Source organism: Devosia sp. T2-14 (genome assembly GCF_055397495.1).
The window spans coordinates 3,834,347-3,857,585 of record NZ_AP027921.1; the positions used below are offsets into that span (position 1 = coordinate 3,834,347).

Sequence of the window (23,239 nt, forward strand, 5' to 3'; positions counted from 1 at the left end):
AACGCGAGGCAAATGAAAGCAGGGCCCAAAATCCGTGAGACTCGATAGTATCCACTCACTTCGAGGGGGAATCGCATGCGGACATATGAAGGCGCAGTGCTGTTTGTCGACATTTTGGGCATCGGCGCGCTGACAACCTCACCACGTCCAATGATCGAGCTAGCCGATATCGAGGCCCTCGGGCGGCGGTCCACCGCCCAGGCATCTAACCAGACGTTCTGCGCCACGCTGTTGACGACCTTCCGCAAAAACCTTCGCGCCTGCCGTCAGGCCGGGCTAAAAGTAGCTCAACTCTCTGATAGCGCGTTTCTATGGTCTGAAGACCACAACGTCGTCGTCGAAGCCGCTACGAAACTGTTCTGGCTCAACACCCGCTCAGGCATCTTCGCCCGTGGTGGCATGAGCTTCGGGGAAATCGTCGAACCGGACAAGGTCGCAACGAGCATTGGCGAGTTCATATGCGGGAACGCTGCAACACGGGCGGTGACACTAGAACGGGCGGGAAAAGGTGCGAGGATTTTTGTTGATACCTACCTGCCAGGGAAATTGTTCAACAACATTGGACCTGGGGCTTTCGTAAGGCTGACGAACCCGTCCGATTTTGAGGTGATTGACGAGTTTTTGTGGTTTTTGGTGCCGGCCAAGCCAAAACTCGCGGCGCGGCAAACGAAAAGAGGCCAAATGAACAGGATGTTGGAGGCGTTGGGCCTATTCAGATATTCAGCGATGTACCGATGGAACACGGGCTCCGTCGAGGGTCAGATTCAGGTGGGAGCCACGATCGAACGGATTTCATTGCAGGCAAGGGCCCTTGCCCAGAATGCCGGGACGATTGCGCCAGAGTTCGCTCTCACGACCCGTGAATTGTACCTTGCGCTGTGCGGGTGCAACCAAACCGAACGCTCCGCCCAGCGGCTAGCCTCTCACGAGGAGCACGCGAAGAATTTCTTGGACGTGCAATTCCCGCCCCGGCGAAAAGGCTAAAGAAACAGCGGGCGTCAAAGGGAAAAGAGGTGGGGCCACGTTTCGGGATCGTGAAGTCGCGGAGAAATCCATCTGCAAGATCTGCGGTGCCATACAACGCATGCGGTTCACCTGCTCTTCTCCAGCGGACGACCGCTTTGGGTCAAAAGCGGACGTCGCGACGGCTAGTCGGAGGCCCGCTTTCGCAAGTTGGACCCCGAAAACCGCTACTCCGCAGGCCTCCCCGCATTCGGCCTGTCTCTGACGACCCCATTGTGCCCGTTAAGTGAAATGATAGCGAAGCCCCATTAGCAGTCAAAAACCCCTTCGGATCGAAGCTGCTTCAAACTTCGCCCCAGCCAAGATAACCCGCGCCGACGCCCATCTCGTCCAATGTGCGGCGGACGAAATCGATCTCCGCGTCAATCGATTCTCGTGTTGGCCAGTCAGTTTGACTGGGGTATCGGGCAGCTGAACACTCCACGCGGCCTAACTAAACGTGCCCTCGTAGAAGCGAAAGTACCGCTGGGAGTTACGGTTCCTGCCTGATTTTTTCTAAGCCTTTGGCCCCTCCAGTACCCTGAACCAATCACGAATGGACATGTGAAGCCTATCCACTTCATCGTCCGCCAGGACACCGCAGTGCGCAATAGTTCCTCGCAGCATATTCAACCCCGAAAGCACCCTAGAAACGGAGCCTTCGCTTCTCAGCATCCCAGCAAAGTCCGTCCAGTTGGCGCGGATGATGTCTCCGAGTTGGCCGAAGGTGGAATAGTCAATTAAGGCGTCTGATCGCATGGTCCAGGCAGCTTGATCTTCGCGCTCTCGGTTTTTCCTAACTTCCTCCTTCACGGCCTGTGGAACACGAGTGTCCCACCAATCCTTGCCGTGTGCCGCGTCCATCGTGTCGATGATGAACTTCCGAATGTCATTCTCCAGCATGTAGAAGACTTCGTAGTAAGTGGACATCTTTGCGGCATTGTTTCTGTTAGTCAGCTCAAACTGACGTATGAAAGGCTCCATGCGCTGATCAAGAGTGTTTCCACCTCGGCGGCGCGCACCTGGATTATGCTCCTCCTGGCTGTCCCTTAGTCCGCTTTCAATCACAGCACATTTGAGAACAAACAGTTCAATGGTGTGCGCGCTCAATTGAGAAGATTTCCCTTGAGACTTTTGAAGATCGCGTTGAAAACCTCAATGTTCGTCGTTTCCGGCAACACCACGTTGATGTTGTAAGCCAGTTGAAGGCCTTTTCCTTGCTCCAAGGGTACATGATTGCGAGCTTCGCCGCCGTCGCCTGCCAGTTCGGCCGGTGAGTCCGCCGATAGCTGCTCCAGCTTTGCGCCTTTCGCATAGTCCTGAAAGCACTGGAAAGTTTGCAGCATCAAACGCAGAATACGGTCGCTCTTAGTTAGGCCGGTGATTGCGACCAAGATGTCCACCAACGCCCCGTCCGAAGCATTGTGGGCATAACTGTTGCGGCGGAAAATTTCTGGAAAGCCATTACGCATTGCCTGGAGCGCGGCCTGTGGTCGCCCACCTTCCGTCTGAAACTGTGAATACAGCTCGGTTGGTACCCCACCCTGATTCAGCATTTGGGTGGCCTTCATAATGGGTATGATTGGTCTTGCTGCACCTCCGGAGGCTTCCAGGACAGTCGCCAAGAAGTCTGTGCTGAATATGGGCGGTTTTTCCGCTTGAGGTATTCGATCGAGTACCCTTTTTAGAACACCAGGGCTAACGGTGTAAGGTATGTTCCCCGGTATCTTACGACGCGCGGGTTCGGCGGCAGTCGATTCTTTGACCTCTTCGGTGTCTGCGGTCGCTACCTGCATCGCGGGTCGTGGCCTGCGCCTCGGTACTGGCGCGGGCGCCTTGGTAGTCTCTGCTGCCGGAACAGTTACTTCGTCTTCATCTGCCATGGAGCCCCCTCCAACAAGATTCCTCTTTTGACACTACCCGAATATCCTCGTGCCACCAATCAGCTACTTCCTCTAGGCTCACAATCGATTACCCCTCATCTTAGGAGGAGGCCCCACTTGGCATCCCTCCGACTATCATTCCTCCTAGACCTCCCTGTCATCTATCCGTGGCGTCCGCTTTCTCCGGAGGCCACCTGAAAGCCGCCAGTCAGCAACCCACCCCGTTGACGGCGTTTACCACCAGGTACGATGCGGCGGTTATGGCGATCTGCGATCAATCCAATCACTTCACCCACCACTTAACCATTGACATGCCGAAACCACTTACTTAATCTTTCGCTTAACCAACGAGGAGTTTCCGCCATGAACGTCCACCCCAAACCCGAGCATTCCGTGGCTCACGGCACCTTTGTCATTGAGCGTAAATTGGCCGCCGATCCCGCCCGCGTCTTCCGCGCCTGGGCCGATCCGGAGATCAAGGCCCGCTGGTTCGGCACCTCCGAAGATGGCCAGGGGCATTTCGATTTCCGCGTCGGCGGCCGCGAGCATAGTGGCGGCAAGGGCCCCAATGGCGAGCACTTCACCTTCGACGTGCTCTATCAGGACATCGTGCCCGATAACCGCATCGTCTATTCCTATGACATGACCATGGGCGGCCGGCGCATTTCGGTGTCCGTTGCCGCCATCGAGCTGTTTCCCGATGGATCGGGCACCCGCATGACGGTCACCGAGCACGGCGCCTTTCTCGATGGCCTCGACAAGATGAGCGATCGCGAACAGGGCACGCGGTGGCTGGTCGACCAGCTCGCCGCCGAACTCGACCGCCAGCTCAAGAACTAGCCATCTCCGCCGCCCCATTCCCCGGCCTGCTCTCTGCATCGGAGGGCGGGCCGGTGCATTTCTGTCAAAAACGCGACAAATCCGCGCCCACGCCCGCAAAAGCCTATGGCAAGTTCAAGGATGAGTGCTAAGGCGCGCAGCACGACCTTTGCGACACTTAAATGACAGTTCGGTGACATGACCAAAAGCGCCCTCGACAAGGACCTGCAGCGGGTTTCCGGACTTGAAGTAGCGACCCTAAAGCTATCGCGCTCGCTCGCAGCCCCGGGCATTGCCCTGGTCTTCCTGCTGCTGGCGGCCGTCTGGGCCAGCTACGTGGTCACCGATGGCCCGATGAGCTACCTCGTCGTGATCGCCGCGGTTATCGCCGGCTACATGGCCCTCAATGTCGGCGCCAATGACGTTGCCAACAATATGGGCCCCGCCGTGGGCTCGAAGGCCCTCACTATGGGCGGCGCACTGATCATCGCGGCCATTTTCGAAGCCGCTGGCGCAATCCTCGCCGGTGGCGACGTGGTCAATACGGTGGCCCGCGATCTGCTGATCGGCGACACCATCGAAACCAATACCTTCGTGCTGCTGATGATGGCCGCCCTGCTGGCCTCAGCGCTCTGGGTGAACCTCGCCACCTATATCGGCGCCCCGGTCTCCACCACCCATGCGGTGGTGGGCGGCGTGGTCGGCGCGGGCGTGGCGGCGGCGGGCTTCTATTCCGTGGCCTGGCCGGTCATCGGCAATATCGCCATGAGCTGGGTCATTTCCCCGGTGCTGGGCGGCGCGGCGGCAGCTTTGCTGCTCTCCTTCATCAAGCACACCATCACCGATCGCATCGACAAGGTCTCGGCCGCCCGCATCTGGGTGCCGGTCCTCGTGTCCCTGATGACCGGCATTTTCGCCATGTATATCGCCACCAAGGGCCTCGGCCGCATCTGGTCGCCGAGCATGCCGATGGTGATCGGCCTGGGCATTGGCTTTGCCGTGCTGGGCTGGATCGGCGCCATGCCACTGGTGCGTCACCAGTCGATCGGCATGGAAAACCGCAACAAGCACGTCTCGACGCTGTTCCGCTTGCCGCTGGTGGTTGCCGCAGCGCTCCTGTCCTTTGCCCACGGCGCCAATGACGTGGCCAACGCCATCGGCCCCTTCGCCGCCATTGTCAGTTCGCTGCAGTCCGGCCATGCCGAGGCCTCGGGCCTCACCCTGCCCTTCTGGGTGCTCGCCATTGGCGCCATCGGCATTTCGCTGGGTCTGGCGCTGTTCGGCCCCCGCCTGATCCGCACCGTCGGCGAGCAGATCACCAAGCTCAACGAAATCCGCGCTTATTGCGTGGCCCTGTCGGCCGCCGTGACCGTGCTGGTCGCCTCGGGCCTCGGCCTGCCGGTGTCCTCCACCCATATCGCGGTCGGCGGCATTTTCGGTGTCGGCTTCCTGCGCGAATACTATTCGCGCCGCGACCTCGATTTCGCGGCTGTCCCGGTCCATGCCAAGCATATCGATCCGGCCACGCTGAACGCCACGCCCGAAGCGGCCCTGGCCATGGAGCGCAAGACGGAACGCCGGAAGCTGGTCCGCCGCCAGCACGTCACCGGCATTGCTGCGGCCTGGGTCGTCACCGTCCCCGCCTCCGCCGTCCTCGCCGCCGTCCTGTTCTGGGTCCTCGACCTGCTCGTCGCCGTCTAACAAGCACCATCAGTCGGGCTCCCTCCCCCTTGCGGGGAAGGAAGCGAGATAGGACTTAGCCCTAGCTAAGTCCGTTGAATCGAGCAGGGTGGGGGTCCGAGAGCCCCGATATCAAGCGCTCCCCCCAACAAAAAAAGGCGGCTTGCGCCGCCTTCCCATCCGAACCCAACCAGCCCTTACTGCAGGCCCGACTGCAGCTTCACCGCCAGCCGCGACAGCGCGCTGTCATTGAGCAGGCGCTTGGCCTCGGGCAGCACGGCCCAATGGCGCAGGCGCTGGTCCATTTCCTTCCAAACGTCGAGCTGGGTCTCCACGCGCAGCGGATAGACATCCACGTCCACCAGGCTCGATCCATCGACACTCGCGCTGGCGCGATAGCTGCCCACTGGCTCGGTGCCCATCTGGCCGCTTACGCCCGCCTCTTCCAGCGCCTCGAGCGCGGCGCTTTCCCATGGTGTCATGCCGGGCTCTATATCGCCCTTGGGGAAAATCCAGCGCCCGGTCCGGCGCGAGGTGATCAGCAGGAAGGCCACGCGCCCCTCGACGACCGAATAGGGCAAGGCGCCGGACTGCCGCTCGCCGGGAGCCGTCTCGACCTTGGGACTCCAGTTGCTCAAGAAATTGCGCAGCACGGGCAGGCACTCCATGAATTGGCCGGCCTCTTGGTCGGTCAGAATTAATGCGGCCGGACCCTTGCACGGCTGGCGGCTCGCTGTCGATGCTTCACACTGTCAGCCAACAAAAAAGGGCCCCATGGGGCCCTTCGAAAAAGCGCGGCGCGCCTAGCTTAGCCCAGCAGCGTCAGGTTGGTGGCGGAAACCTTGCCATCGCGGCCGGTCTCGAGCTCATAGGTAACCTTGTCGCCTTCATAAAGGCCCTGCAGGCCTGAACGCTGGACGGCCGAGATGTGCACGAACACATCCTTTTCGCCGTTCTCGGGCGAAATGAAGCCGTAGCCCTTGGTCGTATTGAAGAATTTGACGGTACCGGTGATGGCAGCCATGGAACGTGGTCCTCTGATGTGGACACCGCCGAAGCGGTTCAGGTTGAAAACGGGCGAAGCGCCCGGCCCAAAACGATTCACAGATCAGGAGTAGCCAAGAACCCGACTTCTGCCGGACGATCAGATAGCGCCAGATTGTGTCGTCGGACGAAACTAAGTCAACCAGCAAGCGACTTTCAAGGTGGATTGCTGGTCACCAAGAAGCCCCCGACCCAGGAGGGACTCCGGGTCGAGGGCTCGTGCGCCCTTGGGGGCGCTTGCAGCATGGGGCGATGCTGCAAGTTCAGTTAGCCGCGCGGGCAGGTATCGCGATAGCGCGTGCCATTCGGACGTTCGTAGATGCAGATGTCCCTGGAACCATCAACACGGCCAAGAACGTTGCCCGCTGCCGCGCCGACGACGCCACCGACGCCGGCGCCAACAAGTGCGCCCGCCAGATTGCCGCTGGCAGTGCCACCAATGATGGCGCCGCCCGCCGCGCCGATGGTCGCCCCCTGTTGGGTGGACGTACACGCAGCGAGCGAAAGTGCCGTGACGGCAATGATGAGGAACTTGTGCATTGGAAACCCTCCAGGAATTGTCGAGGGCAAGAATGCAACGACAACGTGATTGGTTCCAATCGAACTCGAACTAATTTGCAGATTGCTGCCGAACCGCTCCTAAAGGGGGCGCCACTCCCGCAGATCGCTCCGCAAGCTCCTCTGCCCTCCCTGCCCTCAAGGATGAGGAGCCGGGTTGGGGTTCTTCAGTGCCCCTCAGACCCTCAACCGCGCCGCGGCAGCAGTACCGAAAGCCCGATCAGCACCCAGCCTGCGATCATTGCGCCCCCGCCAAGCGGCGCCGCACCGGTAAACAGCCCCTGCCCAGCCCACTCGCGCATCGCCAGATCCGAGATGAACATCAGCGTGCCCAGCGCCAGCACCGCTCCGGCCATCAGCATCAGCCGCCCGCGTCCCGCCAGGCCCAGCGCTAGAAGCGCCGGCCCATGTGCCAGTCCGATCGTCGCAATGGCGCTGAGGTTTCGTACGTTCTCGCCATGCGAGGAGGCCGCGGCAGCCATCACCCCGCAAGCCCCGAAAATCGCCGCTGCCACTAGGATTGCCCTGCGCAGAATGTGGTTGTCGTCAATGGCCGCCATGGGTCGCACCCCCTGCCCCTTCCACCGCCCAACGGTTTCATCTAGAGCAGACACTCAAGTAGGACGTTTCAATATGAGCGAGCAAGTCACACTGGATTCCACCGCAATGCCCCGGCGCGAAGGCTGGGTCGACGAATTGCGCGCGACCTTTGCGCTGGCGCTGCCGCTCGTCCTGGCGCAGGTGGCGCAAAACGCGCTGACCGTCATCGCCGTGGTCATGCTGGCCTGGCTCGGGCCCGCCCAATTGGCCGGCGCAGCACTTGCCAATGCCTATCTCATTCCGTTCCTGGTCTTCGGCAATGGCCTGGTCGGTGCCGTTGCGCCCATGGTGGCGCAGGCCCGTGGCGCCCGCAACATCAAGGCCGTGCGCCGCATTGTCCGGCAGGGCTTTTGGGCCGCCATTATCATCGGCATCGTGCTGGTGCCCATTCTGTGGAACATCAAGCCGGTCTTCCAGCTGCTGGGTCAGGATCCCGGCGCCACCGATATCGCCGAGCGCTTCATGCATGTCGAAATGTGGCTGATCTTCCCGGCTTTCGGCATCATGGTGCTGCGTTCGCTGCTCTCGGTGTTCAACTCTGCCCGCGCCATCCTCGTGGTCACGCTGGGCGGCGCGCTGTTCTGCGCCCTTGCCAATTACGCGCTGATCTTCGGCAATTTCGGTTTCCCGCGCCTTGAAGTGGTTGGCTCGGCCATCGCCACCGTCGGCACCTATATGCTGATGTTCGTCGGCATGCTGGCCTACACCCTGACGCATGAGCGCCTGCGCCGCTTCCATATCCTGCGCCGCTTCTGGAAGCCCGACTGGGCCCACCTGCGCGGCGTCTTCCGCATCGGCCTGCCCATTGGCCTGACCGTGCTGGCCGAAGTGGGCCTGTTCACCGCCGCCGCGATGCTGATGGGGCGCCTGGGGACCGACGAGGTCGCGGCCCATGCTGTCGCCCTGCAATGCGCCTCGCTCGCCTTCATGGTGCCCATGGGCATCGGCATGGCCACCACCGTCCGCGTCGGCCAGGCCTATGGCCGGGGCGACCGCGAGGCCATCGGCAAGTCCGGCTGGACATCCTTTGCACTGGGCATGACCTTCATGACCGCCTCGTGCCTGCTGTTCCTGTTCGGCGGCACCGGCATTGTCTCGCTGTTTCTCAATCCGGCCGATCCCGCCAATGCCAATGCCATCAGCCTGGCCATTTCGTTCCTCGTCATTGCCGGGCTGTTCCAGCTGGTCGATGGCGCCCAGGTCGTGTCCGCCCATGCCCTGCGCGGGCTGAGCGACACCAAGATCCCGATGGTCATCGCCATTGTCGGCTACTGGTTCGTCGGCCTGCCCGTCGCCTGGCTGCTCGGCCTGCAAATGGGCCTGCGCGGCGTCGGCGTCTGGATCGGTCTTGCGGTCGGGCTGGCGGTGGTTGCCGTCGTCCTCGTCGCCCGCTTCGCTATGCGCGAACGCCTCGGCCTTCTCCGCGCCCTCGATTAGGAATCGACTGCTGAAATCTCCGCGCCGCCCAAGCCGCGGCGCGGCCAGTCGCCAAACCGGTTGCGGAACCACGTCCGCTGTCGCTTGGCATATTGATGCGTCGCGATCGTCGCCAGCTTGATCGCCTCCTCGCGCGACACGATGCCATCGAGCCAGTCGCCGATTTCGCGCACCCCGATCGCCTTCATCACCGGCAGCGACGGATCGAGATTGAGCGCACGCAGCGCTTCCACCTCGGCAACCGCGCCGCCCGAGAACATTTGTTCGAACCGTCGTGCGATGCGATCGCGCAGGATTTCGCGGTCGGGGTCGAGGACCATCCGCTCCAGCAAGAAATCCGCAAGAAAACTGTCAGCTTGCTGCACTTGAAAGCTTGAAAGCGTCCGGCCGGTTGCGCGCTTCACGGCGAGCGCCCGCGTCAGCCGCTGCGGGTCGGCCACCTTCAGCCGTTCAGCCGTTTCCGGGTCTTCCCTGCGCAGCAGCGCCATCCGCTGTTCGCCATCAAGGTCTTGAATCTCTTGTTGAACTTCCAGCGTCACCGCCGGGGCGATCTCGGGAATATCGGCAAAGCCATTGAGCAGCGCATCGAAATAGAGCCCCGTCCCTCCAACGAAAATCAGCGTCCTTGCAGGATCAACCGTCTCCATGACCCCACGAACGGCTGTCAGCCACTGACCAGTCGAAAACCGGATTTCTGCAGGCACGCTTCCATAGAGGTGGTGCTCGGCCAGCGCCATGTCCTCATCGCTGGGCCGGGCCGTAACCACTTGCAGCGTATCGTAAATCTGCATCGCATCGGCATTGACCACGACACCGCCATCGGCCTGTGCCATAGCTAGTGCCAGCGCCGACTTGCCGCTGGCAGTCGGACCCGCTATCAGCACGGCACACCTGCGACCGGTCACGCAATTCTCCTCAGAAAAGTCCTCAATGCCAGTCCTTTGCCTCATTGCCAATCCCGCCGATTCCGAACTCGACCCGGCCCTCGCCGCGGCCGTCCTCAACCAGACGGGCGGTGAGCTCAACTGGCTCAACCACTCCATTGCCTGCGAGATCATCGAGCCGAAGTCAACCGACGCACTCGATATCGCCCGGTCGGTAATCGGCTCCCGCCGGGTTGACGCCGCGCTGGTGCCCACCGAAGGGCGCCGCAAGCAGATTCTCATCGCTGACATGGACTCCACCATGATCAACGAGGAGTGCATCGACGAGCTGGCCGACGCGCTGGGGATCAAGGACAAGGTTGCCGATATCACCGAGCGCGCCATGCGCGGCGAGCTGGATTTCGGCGAAGCCCTCGACACCCGTGTCGCCCTGCTTAAAGGCTTGGAGCGCAAGGTAATTGAGGAGATCCGCCGCGAGCAGATCACCCTCGCCCCGGGCGGCCGCGCTCTGGTGCAGACCATGAAGGAATATGGCGCTTATACATCGCTGGTCTCGGGCGGCTTCACCTTCTTCGCCGACTATTTCGGCAAGCGCATCGGCTTCCACGAGGCCATCGCCAACGTGCTCGAATTCGATGGCGACGCGCTGACCGGCACGGTCACCAAGCCCATCGTCGACAAGTCCACCAAGCGCGAGCGCCTCACCGCCCTGGCTGCCGAGCGCAACCTGCCGCTGGTCCAGACCATCGCCGTGGGCGACGGCGCCAACGACCTCGATATGATCCGCATTGCCGGGTTCGGCGTGGCACTGCATGCCAAGCCGGCCGTCGCCGCCGAAGCGGGCATCCGTATCGACCACGGCGACCTCACCGCCCTGCTCTATCTGCAGGGCTACAGCGACGAAGACATCGTCCGCTAAGCAGCCGACACGCCTAAATAAAAAGGGCCGGTGCAATGCACCGGCCCTTCGTTTTGGTCGCTATCCACTTACTGCGCTGGCGCTGCCGCCGGAGCCTCGGTCGGCGCCGGAACCTCGGTGCCGATGGTCGGGGTCAGTTCCGAACCATCTTCCAAAGTCAGCGATGGCGTCGTCGTGGCATCGATACCGAGACCGTCAAGCGCCGGACCGGTCGAACTCGGCAGGGCTTCAGGCTGGATCGGCGTATTGATCGGCGGAGCCGGGTTCGGATTGGCCGGCGGCAGTTCGCCGTTCGAGCCGAAGTAGCGGAAGAATGCGCTGTCAGGCGAGAGCACCATGGTGGTGTTATTGCCCTTCAGCGAATTCCGGTAGGCTTCCATCGAGCGGTAGAACTCGAAGAATTCCGGGTCCTGGCCAAAGGCCTGCGCGAAGATGCGGTTCCGGTCGGCGTCGCCCTGACCACGGATGATTTCCGCGTCACGGGTTGCCGCGGCCACGATTTCCACGGCCTGACGATCAGCGATAGCGCGCAGGCTCTGGGCCTGTTCCTGACCACGAGCGCGGAGCAGTGCCGCTTCGGCGAGACGCTCGGCGCGCATGCGCTCGAAGGTCGTGGCCGAAACGTCGGCGTCGAGATCGGTGCGCAGGATACGCACGTCGACGACGTCGATACCGATATTGGCGAGGTCCGGACGGATGAGGTCACGGGTCTCGGCCATCATCTGGCTGCGCTGGTCGGACAGGGCGGCATTGAATTCACGCAGACCATAGACCTGACGCAGGGCAGCATCGAGGCTGGCGCCGATACGGGCTTCTGCAACCGAAAGCTGGCCGGTGGCACGCTCGCGGAACAGGCGCGGATCGGAGATGCGGTAGGTCAGGAAAGCGTCCACCTGATAGAAGGCGTTGCCCGAAACCTGAACGCGCATATTGGCGATATCGTAGCGCAGCAGACGATCTTCGATGACCTGGACGGTATCGACGAAATCGGTCGGGATCTTGAAATAGATGCCCGGCTCGGTGCGGATATCGGTGATCTGGCCAAAGCGCATGACGATGGCCTGCTCACGCTCGTTGACCACATAGATCGACGAGAAGAACACATAAAGGGCGGCGAGAATGACGGCGCCAATGATGATCAGACGATTGTTCATGGCTTAGTTCCCCGTCGACGTGGCGCCGGGGCGCAGTTCTGGAAGTGGCAGGTATGGGATGACGCCGGAGCCTCCGCCCGCGCCGTTGCTGCCTTCCATCAGTACCTTCTGCGAGCCACCCAGCACTTCTTCCATCGCTTCGAGGAAGAGACGCTTGCGGGTCACTTCGGGGGCATTCACGTATTCAGCGTAGATCGAGTTGAAACGCTCGGCCTCACCGGCTGCTTCCTGAACCACGCGGTTGGTGTAAGCGGCTGCTTCTTCGCGCGAGGCAGCGGCCTTACCACGCGCGTCACCCAGAAGGGTGTTGGCGTAGGAGCGGGCTTCTTCCTGCAGGCGCGTTTCGTCCTGACGGGCGCGCTGCACTTCGTTGAAGGCGTCGATAACTTCGGCCGGAGGACCGGCATTCTCGATCAGGATCTGCGTCACGTTCACGCCAAGGCCATAGCTGGCCAGCGTGGCACGGATGATCTGCAGGACTTCTTCGGAAATGCCGCTACGGTCGTCGCTATAGATGTCCTGTGCGGGACGGCGGCCGACCACTTCGCGCATGGCGCTTTCAGCGGCATATCGAACCATGGATTCCTGGTCGCGGACGTTGAAGAGATATTCCTGCGGATTGTCGATGGCCCAGAACACGGAGAACTGCACGTTCACGATATTCTGGTCGCCGGACAGCATCAGCCCGTCGCTGGCGGCCTGCGAGGCGCGCGAGCCGGTGGCGTTGGCCGTACCGATCTGGGTCTGGTTCAGAGTGGTGGTGACGCGTTCGACGGTGTCGATTGGCCAGAACAAGAAGTGCAGGCCAGGGCCGGCAAGTTCCGGCTTGGGCTTGCCGAAGCGCAACTCCACGCCAACTTCCTGCGGCGCCACGGTATAGACCGAATTGGCGCCCCAGAAGGCGATCACGGCAAGAATGCCGCCGATGATGGCCCAGCGGCCACCCGGAACGCCACCCTTGAACTGGTCGCGGCCACGATTGAGAATATCCTCGAGGTTCGGTGTATTACCGCCCCCTGGACGGCGCGGGCCGCCACCACCACCGGGTGCCTGCCCCCAGGGGCCGCCATTGTTGCGGCCACCCCCACCTCCGTTACTCTCCCACGGCATCGCGTCCCTTTCAGTTCATACGTTTCGTTGTGGACTTATATAGGCAAGCAAGCGGTGCGATCAATGAGCGCTGTCCCGACGTCTCTCATACACTTTGACGCGGTAAGTTGCTTCATCCTTGGGGGATGGCGCAACTTCCGGCAGGTCGACGACCACCCATTGCTCCTGCGCGATATCCGGAAACCGGACATCTCCGGCGGGAGAAAGGTCGATATGGGTGATGTAGAGCCGGTCCGCACGGTCCATCAGCTGGGCATACAATTCGCCGCCGCCGATGATCATTATCTCGTCAACGCCGTCGTCCGCAGCAATTTCGCGGGCCTTTTCCAGCGCCGCATCGATGCTGTGAACCACGATGACGCCCTCCGGCTGGTAGCCCGTCTGGCGCGTAATGACGATATTGGCACGACCAGGCAGGGGTTTACCGACCGTTTCGAACTGCTTGCGCCCCATGACGATGGGCTTGCCCATGGTGGTGCGCTTGAAGAAAGCCATGTCGGAGGGCACCCGCCAGGGAATGGTCTGGTCGCTGCCGATGACGCCGTTTTCGGCAACGCCTGCAATCATGGCGATATGAACAGTCATGATGCCCCCAGCTTGATCAGCGCCTCGCCGTCGACGCGGACCTTGGTCCATTCGTCCTGCATGACGCCGCCCTGCGACTTATAGAAGTCAATCGAAGGCTCATTCCAGTCAAGCACCCACCATTCGAAACGGCCAAGCCCCTCGGCCACGCAGCGGCGCGCCAGTTGGACCAGCAAGGCCTTGCCGATGCCTTTGCCGCGCAGGGCCGGATCGACAAAGAGGTCTTCGAGCCACATGCCGTGGCGCCCCTGAAACGTCGAGTAAGTGTAGAACCAGAGCGCGAAGCCAACCGGCTTGCCCTGCCATTCGGCAATCTCGCAAAACACCTTGGGATCGGCGCCGAACAGATCGCGCAGGATGTCCTCGTCGGTGGCCTTGGCCTCGTGGCTGAGTTTCTCGTATTCAGCCAGGTCGGCGATGAATTTCACCACAAGGGCGGCATCGTCGGAGACGGCGGGGCGGATCACCAGGTCAGTCATGCATTCGCTTTCAGGCAGGTAGATGCGAGGGGTCTAGAACCCCTCGTGACGCTCGAGAATGAGGATATCAATCTCGCGCTCGGGATAAAAATCGGTCGCGACCATTTCAAATGTCGTGGGGCCGATCTTCTTGACGTCTTCGCCGCAGAACGAAACCAGGTTCTCGGGCGCACCCTTGTCGATGACCAGGCGGAACTTGCCGATGGTGCCACCGCCCCAGTTACCGCCCGTGGTCAGGATGTAGGAAATCCAGTTCTCGAAAAACGGCGCCGACCAGGGCTCGTCCTTGTTCTTGAGCGTCTTGCGCACCGCCTGGAGGAAACTCGCATCAGTGCAGTATTTCTTGGCATAATCTGCAGCAGGATCGTAGTCCTCATAGGGCTCGCTCAAGAAGGTGACGCCCGTCGTACCACCAACACTTGGCGTGTAGCGGTGCTCAACCTTGACCGTCTCGCCGGCGGGGAAGTCGCCTTCCCACGTGTAGGTCGCCCGATAGGTCCACATCGGGTAGAAATGCTCTTCCATCCCCTCGCCCACGTCATACTGATCGGGCACCAGGAGGCCCAGATGCAGCATTTCGGCGGTCGTCGCATCATCGAGCGCGTCGGTCGCGTCGCTGGTGCTTTCAGCGAACGAGACGAGCGAAAGGCCCTTTTCACGAAGATAGTCCGACCGGTCCACGCCCGCGGCGAAGGCATATTCGTGCAAGGTCGCTTCGACCGGCGTGCCGTTGAAGGTGGTCTCGAAATTGAAGAGGTTATCAACCGGGCCATTGGGGAAAGCCGTCGGCGACCACCAATTGGGCACGATGTCGGGCATCGGGAACGCTACCAGCACATTCTGGTCGACCGCACCGTTGTTGCGGAACTCGTAGATCACTCGGATCTCTTCGCGCGAAATGAACAGCTCCTCGCTGACCATCTCGATATCCTGGTTAGTGATGAACTCGAGCCCGCCGGTGGTCAGTTGCACCGCCGTGTCATTGGCAAAAGCCGGCACGGCAACGAGCAATGCACCGGCGACCAGTAGAGACCTCATTGCGTTTCTCCCTAAAACCCAGCGCCATTTGCGCGAGGACGGCGCTGATCCCTGTCAGGCGCTGCGTCCCAGATATTGAAACCACTTCCGCTCAAGCGCGGCATCGAGGTCAATCTGATTGTGGCGGGCGAACAACAGCCGCATTGCCAGCACATCCGCCGCTTCATCCTCCATCGCCTGCCGAAGCTGGCCAGTTGTGGCACCCTTGAGCCGTCCCCTGCCGGTCGACCTGAGAAACTCGGCGGTCAGCTCGCCTAGTTCTTCCTGCAGCTTGAGCAGATACCAGTCATCGTCTCGCGCGATATCGTTGCGGGACGCGTAGGTGTCGGAGACCTCCGCAACCAGCGGGATCAGCTCGCGCAGGCTACGGCTCATACCGAAACGGCAGCTTTGATATGGGGATGCGGATCGTAGCCCTCGAAGGCGAAATCTTCGAACACGAAGTCCTCAAGCCGGGTTACATTGGGGTTGATCGTGAGCTTCGGCAGCGGGCGCGGCTCACGGGTAAGCTGGAGCTTGGCCTGCTCGAAATGGTTCGAATAGAGGTGCACGTCGCCGAAGGTGTGTACGAAATCACCCACACCGAGCCCGGTCACCTGCGCCACCATATGGGTCAGCAGGGCATAGGACGCGATGTTGAACGGCACGCCGAGGAAGGTATCGGCCGAACGCTGATAGAGCTGGCAGCTCAGCTTACCGTTGGCGACGTAGAACTGGAACAGGCAGTGGCATGGCGGCAGGGCCATCTCGTCGACTTCAGCCGGGTTCCAGGCCGAAACGATATGGCGGCGCGAATCCGGCTTGGTCTTGATCGAGAGGATGACATTGGCGATCTGGTCGATGTGACCGCCGCCCGGTGTCGGCCAGCTGCGCCATTGGCTGCCATAGACAGGGCCAAGATCGCCGTTTTCGTCGGCCCACTCATCCCAGATCTTGACGCCATGCTCCTGCAGCCAGCGCACATTGGTCTCGCCGCGAATAAACCAGAGCAGTTCATAGACGATGGACTTGAGGTGCAGCTTCTTGGTGGTCAGAAGCGGAAAACCCTCGTTGAGGTCGAACCGCATCTGGTAGCCGAACAGCGAGCGCGTGCCCGTGCCCGTGCGGTCGGACTTGTCGACGCCGGTTTCGAGGATGTCGGAAAGAAGCTTGAGATAGGGCTGCATGGCGCCATCCTATTTCGATTCGGTGGCCGAGGCTTTCACTAGCTGAGTTTCCACAAGCTTGGTCAGCAACTCAATCTGCTCCTGCTGGCGGCTTACCAGCTGCTTGAGATCCTCGCTGCGCAACTGGTCGACCTTGTCGTGCAGCGCCATGATCTCGATTTCCGCCTTGAGGTTGCACTCGTAGTCGTGGCTGGTGACCATCCTGTCCTTCGCCGCCTGCCGGTTCTGGCTCATCATGATGACAGGTGCCTGCACGGCCGCCAGCATCGACAGCAGCAGATTGAGGAAGATGAAGGGATAGGGATCGGGCGCCGCCTGCCCCGTCACCAGGTTCACCACCACCCAGGCGCCCAATGCGATGGCGAACAGAATGAGGAACCGCCAGGAGCCGCCAAACGCCGCGACGCCATCGGCAAGCCGCTCCCCGAAGGTGGATTTCTCGTCAAAGAGCGTGCTCGTGTCGCGGGACAAGGCCTTCTTGCCCAGCGCCTGTTCAAGCACCTGCCGCTCGCGCTCGGTCAGCGCCTGCTCACCCTTCCCCAGAAAACGCTCTGCCGCGATGATGAGCTTCTCGGTCGAATTATCTGTCATGGCTCGCCTCATGCCTTGTCCCCGCCAATCTACACCGATTTACTGACCGCTGCCGCAGCGACTTGGAGGTATTCTAATACCTCACCCGATACTGACACGGCGTGTCAGGGAGCGACGCTATCGGTGGCGGAACAGAAGCAGGGAGGAGCACCCATGTCCATTGAGCATCTCAATCCCGAAGGCATGTATCGCAGCCCGGTTTTCTCGCAGGGCATCATCCTGCCCGCCGACGCGCGCCTGCTGCTCATCGGCGGGCAGAACAGCGTCGATGAAACGGGCGCAATCGTTGGCAAGGGCGACGTCGCCGCCCAGACGGCCAAGGCACTCAGCAATATGCAGCTGGTGCTGGCCGCGGCGGGCGCGCGGCTGGAAGATCTGGTCAAGGTCACCGTCATCATCCACGTGGATGCCGACCTGCGCACCGGATTTGGAGAATGGATGAAGGTCTGGGGCCAGCGGCCCAACCCGCCCACTGTCACCGGCCTGCGCGTGGCGGGTCTCGCCAATCCTGATTTCCTGATCGAAATCGAAGCGCAAGCGGTGTTGCCGTGAGCCCGGCTCTGCGCCCGCTGCGCAAACGCGAGGACATGCCTGATTTCGTCGCCGAAGCCCTTGAAGCCAGGGGGCTGCGCGACAAATACGATGCCCGCCCAGCCTATCAGCGCAACGACTACTTATTGTGGATCAACAAGGTGAAGCGCGAGGAAACCAAGCAGAAGCACCTGAGCCAGATGCTGGAGGAACTCGAAAGCGGCGGCGTTTACATGGGCATGGCCTGGAACGGCTAGCACCAGGTCTCCATCTGACCCTGCCAGTGATGCGCGAGGCCTTCGGCAACCATGGTATCGGCGATCGAGCGGCCGTCCCGCTGAACCACCCGCAGCTTGCGGCCGTAGCGGTCCTGGTCCCGATCGACGGAGACCAGCTCAAACGGCCCCTCGCTCAGCAATTCGCGGAGCCTGACCGTCGCCTGCGCGCCCAGTGCCGCTTCGGCCCGGCATTTGGGTTGGCCCACTTCGGGCGTATTGAAATCGGCGATGCGGATTTTGACGCCGTCGAGCCAGAACGTGTCCCCATCCACCACGCAGGTCACACGGCGCTGTCCTGCACAGACAGAAAACTCGCGCGTCCTGGAAAGCTGAGAACTGCCATATCCCGATGCGCCCAGCAGGGCCTGACTGACTTCGGGAAACGACTGCAGCGCGAAGCCGCCAAGTCCCCCCGCGATGAACAGGGCCGGCACCATGGCCCAGCTGCCAAGCAACCGCCCCGGCAGGCTGGTTCCTGCCGACCGATCTTGCCTCAAACCCGCCATGGCGCCCTCCATTACGAGGGAGGATGCGCGCCAAGCGTTAAGTCGGGCTCAACGCCTCAGGACAATGCAGGGGACAATTTCAGCTCAACGCGATCGCGATTTGCATACTGCCTTGGGGTTCCCTATATTGGAGGTGCTCGCAAGAGCTATGGCGATAAACTGTCATCGTAATAAACCTTTCGGACCCGGGGGCAGTACCCGGCGCCTCCACCATAAGGGGGCGAAACAGGATCGACGAGGGCGTAAAGGGTGTGCTTTTGCTCGGTGAGGTACCACCGTTATCGGTCCGAAACTTATAGTTGCAAATGACAACAATAAGGCTCCAGTCGCTCTCGCTGCGTAAGCAGTGCTAGCATTGGGAAATTAAGTCCTCCACCCCTAGCCGGGTGACAGGCGGGGTTCGCAGGCACCTGGCAACAGAAGCCTGCACTTAATCTGAACCCCAATTTGATGCCTTTGTCCTTGAAATCTCGCGGAACGTGAGGCTGATATGGGCCGTTGGGATTCTGTCCCCTTTTCTGGAAGATTGCCTATGGCCGAAGATCACATGCGTTACGACATTCTCGCCCAGGAAGCCCTGCGCGGCGTCGTGCGTAAGGTCCTGTCCGAGGTCGCCAAGACCGGCCTGCCCGGTGACCACCACTTCTTCATTTCCTTCGTCACCCGGGCTCCCGGCGTGCGCCTGAGCGAGAAACTGCTCAGCCAGTATGACAAGGAAATGACGATCGTCATCCAGAACCAGTATTGGGACCTCAAGGTCAACGAAACCGGCTTTGAAGTCGGCCTTTCCTTCGATGGTATCCCCGAAACGCTGGTCATTCCGTTCTCTGCCGTGAAGGGTTTCTTTGACCCGTCCGTGCAGTTCGGCCTGCAGTTCGACCCCGCTACCGCCCCGAGCGCTGACGCTGTCGAAGCTGACGCCGACGAGGAAGTGGAAGCCACGGCCTCCGTGAGCAACAGCGAGGAGACGACCGGCGAAAAGGTCGTGAGCCTCGACGCCTTCCGCAAGAAGCCCTGATCACTGCTGATGGACAAGCGTTCCCTGTCCATCGCCGGCCATCGCACCTCAATCGCGCTGGAGCCAGAATTCTGGGCAGCGCTCGATGCCATGGCGTCAGCGAGATCGCAGACCATGGCCGCGCTGATCCGTGAGATCGACGAAAACCGGCAGACCGCAAACCTGTCGTCAGCGGCACGGCTGGCCGTGCTGCGCTGGTATCAGAGCCAGGCCGGTACGCCCCCCGATTCCCTAAAATAGCGGCTGGTTGACTCCGCTCCCCAGCGGACGATTGGCCGGCGGCTGCAGGCCAAGATCCAATGGGCCCGGCGCTGGGGTGACCGGCGCGGTCTGTTGCTGCTGCAGTTCCTGCTGGCGCGCGGCCTCTTCCGCAGCCAGACGTGCGGCTTCTTCTTCCGCGGCCTTGCGTGCAGCCTCTTCAGCCGCCGCACGCCGGCGCTGCTCTTCGATCAGGCGATTGCGTTCCTCGGCGGCCGCCCTCTGGCGCTCGGCATCCTCGGCGCGCAGCACTTCCAGCCGATCCACTTCCAACTCGTTGGCGCGCACCATCACTGCGGCAATCATCTCGTCGAGATCCAGATCGACAACCGGCTCGAGCAGAGTACCCGACACGCGGGTGATGACCCGCGACGTGTCCGGCCCGACAAGACCGCTCGAATCGTCAAAGCCGCGCGGTGTCATCACGAAGCTGCCATTGAGCCCCAGGGTCGGCAAGGCGAGGTTCACGCTGCCGGAGAGCCCGGCCCCTTGGCCCTCGACGAGGAAATTGGCGAGGCGAACAACGCCACCTGCGATGTTGAAGGCGCCGGTCGCGCTTGGCACCACGAAGGCCCCCTGCCCGAGCGCCAGCCCCATAATGGTGCCCATGGCGTCGGGCTCCATGTTGAGCACGTCCTCGAGCCCTGCAACCGTCGCAAAGACTTCGGGCGACAACTGGGAAACCGAGAGATTGGTCAGTGTGTAGTTGCCCTCGCCCGAGGCGGTGGACATGGCCTCGGCAATGCTCGCGCCCGTCCCCTCGAAGCGCAAACCGCCGTCCAGTGTACCACCGAGGGCCTTTGCGACCGCAGGGGGCGCGATGGCGCTGATCGCAACGCCTTCAACGCTCAGCCGCCCGCTGATCGCCTTGTCGCTGAGACCGCCCGCACAACAGACCGAAAGATCGGCCGTGATCTTTCCATCGCCTGCCAGCGCCTCGAAGCGCGCCAGCCGCATGCGGGTTTCATCCCAACTGAGTTCGAAGCTGGTCTGACCGAGGCGCTCGACACCGCCAGCTGCCACGGCCTTGGCCGATACGGCAACCGTTCCGCGCGTCTGGCGCGGCTGATCGCCCAGCGAGATCGGACCCTCGGGCCACACCTGGGCGCCATCGATAAGCGCTGCCGGACCAAAGAGGGTCGCGGCCAGGCCTTCGAGCGAGACCAGGTCTACCGAGACATCCCCGGCAATTGCCGACATTCCGGCGGCACGCGATAGCGACAGCTCGCCCGAAAAGCCGATACTGCCTGACGTGCCGGTGATATCGCTGAGCCGCGCAAGCCGCGTGCCTTCGATGCTGAGTGCGGCGCTGCCCCTGGCCTGCGGCAGGGTGAGCCCATGCACACCGAGAATCTGGCCGAGGCCACCGGCATCGTCCAATGCGACCGTCAGCGTGCCGTCGCCCTTGATATCGCCGTTCGCAGCAGCGGCAAGGTCGCCTGCGAAGGAGATGTGCTCTTCGCCAAGGCTGGCGGTCAGGCTGCCGCGCAGGCCATCGGTCGGAGTTCCCTCCAGGGAGAAGCTGGCCAGCATGGAGCCTTCGCCACCGAACACAACCGCATCGCCAAACCCGATCTGACGGGTCAAATCGGCGACCTCGGTCGATTCCAGCGCGCCGGTCACCCGGATTGGTCCCGTGGCGAGCCCGCCAATGCCGTGCCCCAGTTCCGCCCGCAGGTTGAGGTCGGCAACGCCCACCGTACCGCCCAGGGTCAATACCTGACGGCCATCCTGCGGCTCGCTCAAATCCACCAGCACCTCGGCAGGCGCGGACAAGGCCAGGTAGTCGCGCCAGCTTTGCGGGGTGTCGAGAAGGTCATACAGAGACGCCACGGCGGGAGCGTCGCTTTTGGCGACACTGACGCGACCCGAACCCGAAATCGCCGGGGCGACCAGCGTGCCGCCAACCTTGAGGGCGGCATCGAAACCAATCCCGCCCCAGTCGGCGGCGGATAGGCGGGAGAAGGTGATCCGATCAGGCTGCCACTGCCCTTCGGCAACGAGGCCCGTTCCATCCTGCCCCAGAACGCGGGCTGTCTTCCCGCTCAGCGAAAAGCTCCCTACCGGGAAGCTGACGCCAAAGGTCGGTTCGGTCGCGATATTGGGCAGCATGGCCGCCACCATGTCACTGCCCAGGGGACCGAGTTCGGTGAAGTTCGCCACCACGTCGAGACGCTGCTCGTCGCCATAGCCCATCCGCAGCTCGACGCCGTGGCTCTTGCCATCGAGGGTCAGCACGCCACCGACCAGGCCAAGGGCGTTTCCGGCCAGCATCACGCGCGCCTCAAGCGAGCCCGGCACATTGAAGAGCGGATTGTCGGCCGGCGGTTTGCGCCACAGGGCGGCCAGGCCATCGAGGCGTTCGCTATTTAGCGAAACCTGCCCCCGGAAGGCCGGATGCTCGCCGTCGCGCGAGAGCTCCCCGCTGGCGCGAACCCGCGTGTCGCCCGGCAATTGTGCCATGAACTGTTCGACCTGCCAGGTTTTGCCATCGGTGCGGGCATCCAGACGCAGGTTGCGCAGCGAGAAGGCACGCAGGCCCACTTCGGCAAGGTCAACGCCAATGCGCCCGGCCATCGGCGGAATGATCGGCGCGGGCAGTTCCGAAAGGAGACGCAACGCTTCATAGGGAAGCTTCGAGCTGTCTTCCTTCGCGTCGCGCGGCGGCAGAGAGAACACGCCACCCGAAATCACCGCATCGAAAGTCCTGACATCGCCAAGCTGGATGCTGGCGGCACCGGTCAATCGCATGCCCGCCCGGCTTTCGTCGGGCTGCAGCGTGTAGCCGGACAGCACGATGCGGTCCGTCGAGCCGGTCGCCTTGGCTTCAAAGATCATCTCGCCGCGAATATCGGAGGCGACACCGGTGGCCGGGGGCTTCTGGCGGTAGACGATCGAGCCATCGAATTTGGGCGCCATGCCCGGAGTCAGTTTACCCTCGGCGGAGAACGAAAAGTCTGCTGTCTGCGGCTGAACAAACAGAGACACCCTTGTATCGCCGGCGGCATCGAGCGTGCCCGAATTGAACCGCAGACTGTAGGGGGTGTTGCGATAGGTGCCTACGCCCTGAAAAGCGAATGGGCCGCTGAAATTGCCGAGGCGCAGATCGCCGGTGACCTTATCGGCCACGAAATTCTCGCCGGAGCGCCGGTCCATCAGCCGCACGGTGGCGTCGACGATATTGGCTTGCGCCAGGCTCACCCCGCTCGCGCCGCCGGCCAGGGTCACACCGCTGCCGAAGAAGCCGCTTTCGTCGATTGTGAAATCCACCACCGGGCCGCGCAGCACCAGGCGCGTCATGTTGTAGTTGTCGCGCAGGAAATCCATCAGCGAGAATTCGGCCTCGACGCTGTCGACCGTCGCCGCAGGCTCTTCTGGCGAACCCACCAGCACATTCTCGAAATGCAGCTTGGGCTGGGGCAGCAGGGTGAACTCGATGTCACCGCGCACCGTCACCGGCGTTCCCAATACGCTGGTCGCAAGCTCCTCCATGCGGGCGCGATAGTCGCTCCAGCGGATGAAGTGAGGCGCGATGAAGGCGCTAGCCAGGACGATGATCGCCAGCATGCCGACGATGATATAGATGCGGTTCAGCACTGCGCGTAGTCACCTGATTTTCTGCGGCAGAGTTTAGGCAAGCGCGCGTCCCGCGCAAGCCCGCCCCTGCCCCAATACACGGCAGGACACAGGCCCGCTGCT

General features: G+C 62.0%; 26 protein-coding genes and 1 other RNA gene. 10 read left to right on the top strand and 17 right to left on the bottom strand.

Going from position 1 to position 23,239, the window contains the following annotated elements; translation table 11 throughout:
* Nucleotides 1-75: 75 nt before the first annotated feature.
* Complete coding sequence (locus tag ACZ5WT_RS18920) at nucleotides 76-984, top strand: hypothetical protein (RefSeq protein WP_464285303.1); 909 nt, start codon at nucleotides 76-78, stop codon at nucleotides 982-984.
* Between the two features lie 534 nt (nucleotides 985-1,518).
* Here ACZ5WT_RS18920 and ACZ5WT_RS18925 read toward each other — a convergent pair.
* Both ACZ5WT_RS18925 and ACZ5WT_RS18930 read right to left on the bottom strand, forming a co-directional pair.
* Nucleotides 1,519-2,112 (bottom strand): Swt1 family HEPN domain-containing protein, encoded by a 594-nt coding sequence (locus tag ACZ5WT_RS18925; RefSeq protein WP_464285304.1) that lies wholly within the window; start codon nucleotides 2,110-2,112, stop codon nucleotides 1,519-1,521.
* A complete protein-coding gene (locus ACZ5WT_RS18930) occupies nucleotides 2,109-2,885 on the bottom strand; it encodes a DUF5343 domain-containing protein (protein ID WP_464285305.1) in 777 nt (258 codons plus the stop codon). The genes ACZ5WT_RS18925 and ACZ5WT_RS18930 overlap by 4 nt, the downstream gene beginning before the upstream one ends.
* Before the next feature lie 363 nt (nucleotides 2,886-3,248).
* On the opposite strand from ACZ5WT_RS18930, the gene ACZ5WT_RS18935 reads away from it, so the two are divergent.
* Together ACZ5WT_RS18935 and ACZ5WT_RS18940 are read left to right on the top strand one after the other, a co-directional pair.
* On the top strand, nucleotides 3,249-3,725 hold the full coding sequence (locus ACZ5WT_RS18935; RefSeq protein WP_464285306.1) for an SRPBCC family protein: 477 nt from the start codon (nucleotides 3,249-3,251) through the stop codon (nucleotides 3,723-3,725).
* Nucleotides 3,726-3,902: 177 nt separating this feature from the next.
* Nucleotides 3,903-5,405: an inorganic phosphate transporter gene (locus ACZ5WT_RS18940; protein ID WP_464285307.1), complete on the top strand. Its 1,503-nt coding sequence runs from the start codon at nucleotides 3,903-3,905 to the stop codon at nucleotides 5,403-5,405.
* Nucleotides 5,406-5,581: 176 nt separating this feature from the next.
* On the opposite strand, the gene ACZ5WT_RS18945 is transcribed toward ACZ5WT_RS18940, so the two are convergent.
* The 4 genes from ACZ5WT_RS18945 to ACZ5WT_RS18960 all read right to left on the bottom strand — a co-directional run bounded on the left by ACZ5WT_RS18945 (nucleotide 5,582) and on the right by ACZ5WT_RS18960 (nucleotide 7,546).
* A complete protein-coding gene (locus ACZ5WT_RS18945) occupies nucleotides 5,582-6,037 on the bottom strand; it encodes an NUDIX hydrolase (protein ID WP_464285308.1) in 456 nt (151 codons plus the stop codon).
* A gap of 155 nt (nucleotides 6,038-6,192) precedes the next feature.
* Nucleotides 6,193-6,408 (bottom strand): cold-shock protein, encoded by a 216-nt coding sequence (locus tag ACZ5WT_RS18950; RefSeq protein ID WP_464285309.1) that lies wholly within the window; start codon nucleotides 6,406-6,408, stop codon nucleotides 6,193-6,195.
* A 287-nt stretch (nucleotides 6,409-6,695) separates the two neighbouring features.
* Nucleotides 6,696-6,968, bottom strand: coding sequence for a glycine zipper domain-containing protein (locus ACZ5WT_RS18955; protein WP_464285310.1), 273 nt, complete (start codon nucleotides 6,966-6,968; stop codon nucleotides 6,696-6,698).
* Nucleotides 6,969-7,171: 203 nt separating this feature from the next.
* Complete coding sequence (locus ACZ5WT_RS18960; RefSeq protein ID WP_464285311.1) at nucleotides 7,172-7,546, bottom strand: DUF423 domain-containing protein; 375 nt, start codon at nucleotides 7,544-7,546, stop codon at nucleotides 7,172-7,174.
* A gap of 73 nt (nucleotides 7,547-7,619) precedes the next feature.
* On the opposite strand from ACZ5WT_RS18960, the gene ACZ5WT_RS18965 reads away from it, so the two are divergent.
* Nucleotides 7,620-9,023, top strand: coding sequence for an MATE family efflux transporter (locus ACZ5WT_RS18965; protein ID WP_464285312.1), 1,404 nt, complete (start codon nucleotides 7,620-7,622; stop codon nucleotides 9,021-9,023).
* Here the strand turns inward: ACZ5WT_RS18965 and miaA are convergent.
* Nucleotides 9,020-9,973: a tRNA (adenosine(37)-N6)-dimethylallyltransferase MiaA gene (miaA, locus tag ACZ5WT_RS18970; protein ID WP_464285313.1), complete on the bottom strand. Its 954-nt coding sequence runs from the start codon at nucleotides 9,971-9,973 to the stop codon at nucleotides 9,020-9,022. The genes ACZ5WT_RS18965 and miaA overlap by 4 nt on opposite strands.
* Between miaA and serB the strand changes: the two genes are divergently transcribed.
* The gene (gene serB / locus ACZ5WT_RS18975; protein ID WP_464285314.1) at nucleotides 9,954-10,826 is read left to right on the top strand and encodes a phosphoserine phosphatase SerB; all 873 of its coding nucleotides are present in this window, start codon (nucleotides 9,954-9,956) and stop codon (nucleotides 10,824-10,826) included. The genes miaA and serB overlap by 20 nt on opposite strands.
* Nucleotides 10,827-10,894: 68 nt before the next feature.
* On the opposite strand, the gene hflC is transcribed toward serB, so the two are convergent.
* Genes hflC through ACZ5WT_RS19015 form a run of 8 tightly spaced genes read right to left on the bottom strand, consistent with a single transcriptional unit; the run spans nucleotide 10,895 to nucleotide 16,949 of the window.
* A complete protein-coding gene (hflC, locus tag ACZ5WT_RS18980; RefSeq protein WP_464285315.1) occupies nucleotides 10,895-11,980 on the bottom strand; it encodes a protease modulator HflC in 1,086 nt (361 codons plus the stop codon).
* 3 nt (nucleotides 11,981-11,983) lie between these two features.
* Nucleotides 11,984-13,090, bottom strand: coding sequence for an FtsH protease activity modulator HflK (hflK, locus tag ACZ5WT_RS18985; RefSeq protein ID WP_464285316.1), 1,107 nt, complete (start codon nucleotides 13,088-13,090; stop codon nucleotides 11,984-11,986).
* Between the two features lie 60 nt (nucleotides 13,091-13,150).
* Nucleotides 13,151-13,675, bottom strand: a complete 525-nt coding sequence (locus ACZ5WT_RS18990) for a dihydrofolate reductase (RefSeq protein ID WP_464285317.1) — start codon at nucleotides 13,673-13,675, stop codon at nucleotides 13,151-13,153.
* Nucleotides 13,672-14,154 carry an N-acetyltransferase family protein gene (locus ACZ5WT_RS18995; RefSeq protein ID WP_464285318.1) on the bottom strand — a complete coding sequence of 161 codons (483 nt, stop codon included), beginning with the start codon at nucleotides 14,152-14,154 and terminating at the stop codon, nucleotides 13,672-13,674. The genes ACZ5WT_RS18990 and ACZ5WT_RS18995 overlap by 4 nt, the downstream gene beginning before the upstream one ends.
* Nucleotides 14,155-14,187: 33 nt before the next feature.
* The gene (locus ACZ5WT_RS19000; protein ID WP_464285319.1) at nucleotides 14,188-15,192 is read right to left on the bottom strand and encodes a DUF4424 family protein; all 1,005 of its coding nucleotides are present in this window, start codon (nucleotides 15,190-15,192) and stop codon (nucleotides 14,188-14,190) included.
* A 54-nt stretch (nucleotides 15,193-15,246) separates the two neighbouring features.
* Nucleotides 15,247-15,567 (bottom strand): phosphoribosyl-ATP pyrophosphohydrolase, encoded by a 321-nt coding sequence (locus ACZ5WT_RS19005; RefSeq protein ID WP_464285320.1) that lies wholly within the window; start codon nucleotides 15,565-15,567, stop codon nucleotides 15,247-15,249.
* Nucleotides 15,564-16,358, bottom strand: coding sequence for a thymidylate synthase (locus ACZ5WT_RS19010; RefSeq protein ID WP_464285321.1), 795 nt, complete (start codon nucleotides 16,356-16,358; stop codon nucleotides 15,564-15,566). The genes ACZ5WT_RS19005 and ACZ5WT_RS19010 overlap by 4 nt, the downstream gene beginning before the upstream one ends.
* A gap of 9 nt (nucleotides 16,359-16,367) precedes the next feature.
* Nucleotides 16,368-16,949, bottom strand: a complete 582-nt coding sequence (locus tag ACZ5WT_RS19015) for a DUF1003 domain-containing protein (RefSeq protein WP_464285322.1) — start codon at nucleotides 16,947-16,949, stop codon at nucleotides 16,368-16,370.
* 153 nt (nucleotides 16,950-17,102) lie between these two features.
* Between ACZ5WT_RS19015 and ACZ5WT_RS19020 the strand changes: the two genes are divergently transcribed.
* Both ACZ5WT_RS19020 and ACZ5WT_RS19025 read left to right on the top strand, forming a co-directional pair.
* Entirely contained in the window at nucleotides 17,103-17,501 is a 399-nt protein-coding gene (locus ACZ5WT_RS19020) for a RidA family protein (protein ID WP_464285323.1), read from the top strand.
* Nucleotides 17,498-17,737: a YdeI/OmpD-associated family protein gene (locus tag ACZ5WT_RS19025; RefSeq protein ID WP_464285324.1), complete on the top strand. Its 240-nt coding sequence runs from the start codon at nucleotides 17,498-17,500 to the stop codon at nucleotides 17,735-17,737. The genes ACZ5WT_RS19020 and ACZ5WT_RS19025 overlap by 4 nt, the downstream gene beginning before the upstream one ends.
* Here ACZ5WT_RS19025 and ACZ5WT_RS19030 read toward each other — a convergent pair.
* On the bottom strand, nucleotides 17,734-18,264 hold the full coding sequence (locus tag ACZ5WT_RS19030; protein ID WP_464285325.1) for a thermonuclease family protein: 531 nt from the start codon (nucleotides 18,262-18,264) through the stop codon (nucleotides 17,734-17,736). The genes ACZ5WT_RS19025 and ACZ5WT_RS19030 overlap by 4 nt on opposite strands.
* Before the next feature lie 96 nt (nucleotides 18,265-18,360).
* Here ACZ5WT_RS19030 and ssrA point away from each other — a divergent pair.
* The 3 genes from ssrA to ACZ5WT_RS19045 all read left to right on the top strand — a co-directional run bounded on the left by ssrA (nucleotide 18,361) and on the right by ACZ5WT_RS19045 (nucleotide 19,522).
* Nucleotides 18,361-18,695: a transfer-messenger RNA gene (gene ssrA / locus ACZ5WT_RS19035) on the top strand.
* Between the two features lie 101 nt (nucleotides 18,696-18,796).
* Nucleotides 18,797-19,282, top strand: coding sequence for an SspB family protein (locus tag ACZ5WT_RS19040; protein ID WP_464285326.1), 486 nt, complete (start codon nucleotides 18,797-18,799; stop codon nucleotides 19,280-19,282).
* 9 nt (nucleotides 19,283-19,291) lie between these two features.
* Nucleotides 19,292-19,522 carry a ribbon-helix-helix domain-containing protein gene (locus ACZ5WT_RS19045; protein ID WP_464285327.1) on the top strand — a complete coding sequence of 77 codons (231 nt, stop codon included), beginning with the start codon at nucleotides 19,292-19,294 and terminating at the stop codon, nucleotides 19,520-19,522.
* On the opposite strand, the gene ACZ5WT_RS19050 is transcribed toward ACZ5WT_RS19045, so the two are convergent.
* Nucleotides 19,514-23,137: an AsmA family protein gene (locus ACZ5WT_RS19050; RefSeq protein WP_464285328.1), complete on the bottom strand. Its 3,624-nt coding sequence runs from the start codon at nucleotides 23,135-23,137 to the stop codon at nucleotides 19,514-19,516. The two genes, ACZ5WT_RS19045 and ACZ5WT_RS19050, sit on opposite strands and share 9 nt — an antisense overlap.
* Between the last annotated feature and the right edge of the window lie 102 nt (nucleotides 23,138-23,239).